Source organism: Bifidobacterium leontopitheci (assembly GCF_009193355.1).
Classification (GTDB): Bacteria; Actinomycetota; Actinomycetes; order Actinomycetales; family Bifidobacteriaceae; genus Bifidobacterium; species Bifidobacterium leontopitheci.
Genome location: NZ_WBVT01000024.1, coordinates 44,205 through 50,547 on the forward strand (window position 1 = coordinate 44,205; position 6,343 = coordinate 50,547).

4 protein-coding genes are annotated in these 6,343 nt (G+C 66.7%); 2 read left to right on the top strand and 2 right to left on the bottom strand.

The features are described from left to right. Positions 1 to 128 precede the first annotated feature (128 nt). Entirely contained in the window at positions 129 to 1,949 is a 1,821-nt protein-coding gene (locus tag F7D09_RS07760) for a proline--tRNA ligase (protein WP_193312384.1), read from the bottom strand. Between the two features lie 281 nt (positions 1,950 to 2,230). Between F7D09_RS07760 and F7D09_RS07765 the strand changes: the two genes are divergently transcribed. After that, complete coding sequence (locus tag F7D09_RS07765) at positions 2,231 to 3,844, top strand: SCO7613 C-terminal domain-containing membrane protein (protein WP_152234825.1); 1,614 nt, start codon at positions 2,231 to 2,233, stop codon at positions 3,842 to 3,844. A 487-nt stretch (positions 3,845 to 4,331) separates the two neighbouring features. After that, positions 4,332 to 4,895, top strand: coding sequence for a peroxiredoxin (locus tag F7D09_RS07770; RefSeq protein WP_152234826.1), 564 nt, complete (start codon positions 4,332 to 4,334; stop codon positions 4,893 to 4,895). 229 nt (positions 4,896 to 5,124) lie between these two features. On the opposite strand, the gene F7D09_RS07775 is transcribed toward F7D09_RS07770, so the two are convergent. Further along, complete coding sequence (locus F7D09_RS07775; protein ID WP_226836106.1) at positions 5,125 to 6,093, bottom strand: D-2-hydroxyacid dehydrogenase; 969 nt, start codon at positions 6,091 to 6,093, stop codon at positions 5,125 to 5,127. Between the last annotated feature and the right edge of the window lie 250 nt (positions 6,094 to 6,343).

A 6,343-nucleotide genomic window follows, 5' to 3' on the forward strand; every position in this document is an offset into this window, starting at 1 on the left:
ATCGACCGGCATCGTCGCCCGATCGACCCGCATATACGAACAGTCCCCCGGCATGTACCGGGGGACTGTCCCATGCGCTACGCGTACGGCGTATCAGATGGCATCCGTCGGGATGCCTTAACCGAATGTCACTCGCCGAGCAGCGTCTTCAGCCGCGCCTCGAGCACGTCGGCAGCCTCGGCCGCAGGCACGGCGGCGGAGTCGGAGCCGTCACGGTTGCGGATCTCGATGGTGCCGTTGTTCACGGTGTCGCGGCCGGCGACGGCGATCAGCGGCACGCCGATGAGCTCGGCGTCCTTGAACTTGACGCCCGGGGAGACCTTCTTGCGGTCGTCGTAGATGACCTCGACGCCGCGGGACTCGAGCTCCTCGACCAGCTTCTCGGCGGCGTCGAAGGCCGCCTGGTCCTTGCCGGTGGCGACGACGTGCACCTGCGCGGGCGCGATGACGGCCGGCCATGCCAGGCCGCGCTCGTCGTGATGCGTCTCGGCGACGCAGGCGAGCACGCGGGAGACGCCGATGCCGTAGCAGCCCATCCACACGGGCACGGTCTTGCCGTTCTGGTCGAGCACCTTGAGGTCCAGCGCCTTCGAGTACTTGAGGCCCAGCTGGAACACCTGGCCGATCTCCACGCCGCGCTCGAAGCTCAGCGGGCCGGAACCGTCGGGGCTCATGTCGCCGTGACGCACCTCGACCGCCTCGACGGTGCCGTCGGCCTCGAAGTCGCGGCCGTAGACCAGATCGTAATAGTCGACCTCGTTCTCGTCGGCGCCCGTGAACCATGCGGACCCCTTGACCACGTGCGCGTCGAGCAGGTAGCGCAGCGGCTTCTTGAGACCGGCCGCCTCACGCTGGGGGCCAAGCACCATGGGTCCGATGTAGCCGTGCACGAGCTCCGGGTATGTCTTGAGGTCCTCGGGCGTGGCCTCTTCGATCTCGAAGGGCGCGAACTGCGCCTCGAGACGCTTCATGTCGACCTGACGGTCGCCGGGCACGCCGATGGCCACGATCTCGCGCCACGGGCTGTCATGCTCCTCGTCCTCCACATGCTTGACCGCGATGATCACGTTCTTCAGCGTGTCGGACGCCTGCCATTCGCGGCCGTCCTCGCGCGGGTACTTCGCGTTGGCGAGCGCGATCATGCCGTCGATGGTCTTCGCATCCGGGGTGGGGCGCTTGGACGCGGCCGGCGTGGCCGAGCAGTCGACTTCGGGCAGTTCGGGCGTGTGCAGTGCCTCGACGTTCCACGCCTTGCCGGAGGGGGCGAGCGCGAACGTGTCCTCGCCGATCGGCATCGGCGCGAGGAACTCCTCGGACGCGGAACCGCCCATCGGGCCGGACATGGCGAACACCGGCACGTACTTGAGGCCGATGCGCTGGAACACGCGCTCGTACGCGCCACGCTCGTCGTAGTATGCCTTGCGCATGCCCTCCTCGTCGATGTTGAACGAGTAGGCGTCCTTCATGACGAACTCGCGGCCGCGGATCAGGCCTGCGCGCGGACGGAACTCGTCACGGTACTTGGTCTGGATCTGGTAGAGCACCACCGGCAGGTCCTTGTAGGACGAGTACATGTCCTTGACCAGCAGGGTGAACATCTCCTCGTGCGTCGGCGCGAGCAGATAGTCGGCCTCGTGACGGTCCTTGAGGCGGAACAGGTTCTCGCCGTACTCCTCCCAGCGGTGGGTCTTCTCGTACGGCTCGCGCGGCAGCAGCGCGGGGAAGTGCACCTCCTGGGCGCCGATGCCGTCCATCTCCTCGCGGATGATGGTCTCAATCTTGTTGAGGACGCGCAGGCCGAGCGGCAGCCAAGTCCAGATGCCGGGCGCCGCCTTGCGGATGTAGCCGGCACGGATAAGCAGTTTCGCGGAATCGACGTCAGCGTCCGCGGGGTCCTCGCGCAGCGTGCGCAGGAACATGGTAGACATACGAAGTGCTGTGGAACTCATGGGCTCCACGGTATTAGCGTTTGGGGACATTGGCCGGCTACAATAGGGGACAACCGACATGACATGGGGGGTGTCTCATGAACGATGGGGTCCAGCCGGATGGGCGGCAGCCGAACTTTCCTTACACGCCGCTGCAACAGCCGACGCAGCCAGCGCAACCGAAACCGTACCCGCAAACTGACGCAGCGCGGCCGCAGCAGACCGAACCGGTCACGCAGCCGCAACCCCGACCTTGCGGAACGCAGCGGCGTTACGGAGCACAGCCGCCTTACGGAACGTCGATGCCGCCACAGCCGGGAAGGCCGCCGCAGCGTTCCGGCGCGCAGGTGCTGCTGCTGGCGACCGGCGTGGCGCTGATCGCCATCGCGCTGATCACCTTCGCCTCGATCGGCTACACCACGTTCGGCAAGGTCGGCCGCATCGTGGCCATCGGCGTGCTGGGAGCCGTCGCGATCGCCCTGTCGTTGCCGCTGTCCGGCAGGTTCCGTATTTCCGCCGAGGGTGTGGCATGGGTCGGACTGATCGCGTTGACCGTCGACTCGTGGCTGATCGGCGACCTTCCCGCGTTCGCCGGCGACCGCACGGGGTCGGGCGCGGCGGCCACCGGCGGGTCGCTGCTGGTCTGCGCGGCGGTTTCGTTGGCGGCAAGCATGATGCACGGACGCACGGCGCGCCCGTTGCGCACGTTCGGCCTGTATGCGGTCGGCGCGTCGCTGTTCGGCGTCATACTGCTGATGTCGCTGCCGGCACTGCCGCGAGCACTGGGCGACGGCATCGACGTGGCGGTCGCGGCGGCGGCCGTAGCGATTGCGGTTCTGGCGCGAACGACGCCGGCTGTCGGCGGTTTCGGCACTTCCGCCGGACAGTCAGGACGGCGGCCGGCTTCCCCGGCAACCCGCGCGCCCCAGCCAAACGTGCCGTTCCAGCAAGACGCCGCGTTCCAGCCGCAGCCGGCACCCGGGCAACAGCCGACGCCTCAACCGGCGCCTTGCCTCGCCCCGGAATCGCAGCCTGCGCTCATGTCCGGCTCGCAGCCGAACGTTCCGTTCCCGCAAACACCCCAGCCGCAGCCGGCAGAACCATGGCAGTCCCGGATGGAGCAGTTCGTGCAGCCGCCGACGCTGCCTATCACGCCGCGGCTCCCCGCGCCTGCGCACGGTGCCGAACGGGTCGTCGCGGCGACGATCGGCGCACTCGCGCTCATGCTCATCACGCTGGGCGACTACCAGTCAAGCAAACCCGGCGTCAGCATCGTCGCGGTCGTGGCGTACGTGCTGCTGCTGGCGCTCGTCGGCATGACCTGGGCGTGCGCGGCGACCGTGCAGCCGACAACACCGGAAGGAACGCCGCTTCCGGCACCGTTGCAGGCCATGTCCATGGAGAGCATGCGATGGATCGTCTCGCTGGCGGCGGCCGTGGCCTGCATCGGTCTGACGGCCGTCATCAACGACGGACCGCTCCAGGCCGACGGCGCGACGATGCTGCTCGGCGTGACGGCGCTCGCCATCGGAATGTATTGGATGCGGCGCCGGCCGATGCTGCGCAGCTGGGCGGCGTTGTGGCCGGGCTTGTTGACGCTGTTCGTGCCCACGTATGTGACCGCGATGGGGCATTTCGACGTGCTGTGGCGGTTCGTGGCGTTGCTGGTCGCGGCGACGGCATGCATGGTGGCGGGCGCGCTGCTGCGGTGGAAGGCGCCGCTGACCATGGGCGCGGTCATGCTCGTCGTGGTCGCGGTGTCGCGGCTGTGGCCGTGGATCGCCGTGTTCTCCCGGGATTTCTGGTGGGTGTGGCTGCTGGCGTGCGGCATCGTGCTGGTCATTGCGGCGATCCGGTATGAGGCGAGCATGGCGTCAGTGCGCTCGCTGCGCCGGCGCCTTGCCGACATGCGGTAGCGTCACGCCGACGCAACCGGCTTGGCGAGCGAAGGACGCCCGGCATCATGCTGCCTATACCGCATTTCGGATTCAGCAGGACGGGAGGTTCTCAATTGCGTGGCAGCCTTGCGGACTCCGGGTTTTCTCCCATTCTGGCCCCTCGAAATGGGAGAAAATCAGGAGTCACAGGCCGAACCGCAGCCAAACTCCCGGCTTTCTCCCATTCCGGACCCTCGAAATGGGAGAAAACCCGGAGTCTCGGATGCTGCAGCGGGCGTTTCCTATCAGGACAGCAGACAAGTTAGCCGCGAACGGACGCAAACCGGCCTTGTTCAGTCCTCTTCCCGTGGCAACGGCTGCCGTCCTAGTCGCAAACGGACGCAAATCAGCCCAACAGAGGCAGTTTCCGGCCAAAATCGCCAATGTCCTGGTCGCAAACGGACGCAATCCGACCCCGCAACGGTACTGTGATACAACGGAACCAGCAACCGACAGGAGGCTCATCATGGCAACATCACCGCAGAACAACGCAACAGAGACAACATCGGCATCAGCAGCAGCAACACCGGTAGCAACACCGCGCTTGACCGCCGGCCAGACGGCGCCCGGCTTCTCCCTGCAGGCCGTCAATCCGGACGGCAGCGAGACGACCGTCTCCCTGACCGGGCTGACCGCCGCGGGCAAGTCGGTGCTGCTGTACTTCTATCCGGCGGCGATGACGCCCGGCTGCACCACCGAGGCGTGCGACTTCCGCGACAACATCGCACGGCTGGGCACGCTGGGGTACACGGTGCTCGGCGTCTCCAAGGATCCGCTCGACAAGCTGCAGCGGTTCCGCGAGAAGGAGCACCTCTCGTTCCCGCTGATGAGCGACCCCGATCTGACCGTGCACCGGGCGTACGGCGCGTACGGCGAGAAGAAACTGTACGGCAAGGTGCATGTGGGCGTCATCCGCTCCACGTTCGCCATCGACGCGCACGGCGTCATCACGCTCGCCCGCTACAACGTGCGCGCGAAGGGTCATGTCGAGTCGCTGCTGAAGACGCTCGGCAAGGCCGCGGAACGGTAGTCCTGCCGATAGCCGCCGTACGCGGCACCGTGTGCATGGCGCAGACGACTGCAGCACGCCCCTCCGCATGGCCGTGACATAATCCAGCCGACGGCTCCATACGGAACGCGGTTGTCCAGCTCGCCGCCGACGGCAAGTCATGTGGCTATGCCATCCGGCGCCCCGGCGATTTCGTCCGTTACGCCAACGCATCCGTCAGCGTAACGGACGGAACCATCATCCGGCGTCGTCAGCGGCGAACGTTGACGAGCGGCTCGCCGGCGGCGTACCGGCGCACGTTGTCGAGCGCGATGTCGATGATTCGGCGTTCCGTGACCGCCAGATGGTTGCCGCCGGCGACGTGCGGGGTGATCAGACAGTGCGGCTCGTCCCACAGCGGACTGTCGGCGGGCAGCGGCTCGGGTTCGGTGACGTCGAGGCCGGCACCGTGCAGCTGGTCTTCGGCGAGCGCCCGGGCGAGCGCGATCAAGTCGACGGCGGTGCCACGGCCTGCGTTGATGAGGACGGCAGTGGATTTGAGTAGGGTGAGCCGGCGTCCGTCGATGAGATGGTAGGTGTCGGCGGAGGCGGGTACGGCGAGCGCGATGACGTCGGCTTGGGGCAGCAGCGCGTCGAGCTCGTCGAAGCCGTGAATCTCGTCGAAGCCGGCGGCCGGCTTGGTCGGATCGCGACGTACGCCGACCGTGTGCGAGCCGACGGACCGGCATAGCGTGGCGAAGTGCGAGCCGATGTCGCCGGTGCCGATGACCAGCACCGTGGCACCGTCCGGCGTGAGCGCGGGGCCGAGGTCGTGCCAACGGTGTTCGCTTTGCTGTCGTGCGTAGGTGGGCAGGTTCTTCATCAGCGACCACATCATCGCGAACATGTGCTCGGATACGGTCTGGCCGTAAGCGCCGGTGGCGTTGGTGACGTGGGTGTCTTCGGGTAGTACGCCGGGTGCGAGGTACGGGTCGACGCCGGCGCTCCACGTCTGCAGCCAATCGAGGTTCGGGTATTGTGCGCAGTCGGCGGGTGGGATGTTGCCGATGACCGCGGTCGCCTGCGACTTGAGGTCGTCCGGCACGACCGCCTTCCAGCCCATCATGCCGCGCTGGCGCGGCTCCCCCACGAATTCCTGCGGCGTATCGCCTGCGGCTTCGGCGAACGCACGACGCTCGTCATCGGTCAGCGGCAGGCAGTTGATGATCAGTTTGCTCACGCCACTCATTATAGGTTTTTCATGACGGACCGTACTCGTGGCGGACCGTTCGGGTACGGTCGGTCATTTTTTCTTGACGGACCGTACTCGGAAGGCTGCGTACGGGTACGGTCGGTTGAGTTTTCCTGACGTTGATAATGGTTATGCCGGTTAATCCGATCGGCGATAATGGGAGTGGCGGCCTGGCGGTGACCCTGATTCTGACTGACGGCCTCGGTGATCGTGGCCTGTCCTTGTTCCGATTTGTCCC

What these genes read in the sequence shown, in the direction of transcription:
- F7D09_RS07760 (WP_193312384.1), bottom strand. Translation starts at nt 1,949, where the DNA reads ATGAGTTCCACAGCACTTCGTATGTCTACCATGTTCCTGCGCACGCTG.
- F7D09_RS07765 (WP_152234825.1), top strand. Translation starts at nt 2,231, where the DNA reads ATGCCGCCACAGCCGGGAAGGCCGCCGCAGCGTTCCGGCGCGCAGGTG.
- F7D09_RS07770 (WP_152234826.1), top strand. Translation starts at nt 4,332, where the DNA reads ATGGCAACATCACCGCAGAACAACGCAACAGAGACAACATCGGCATCA.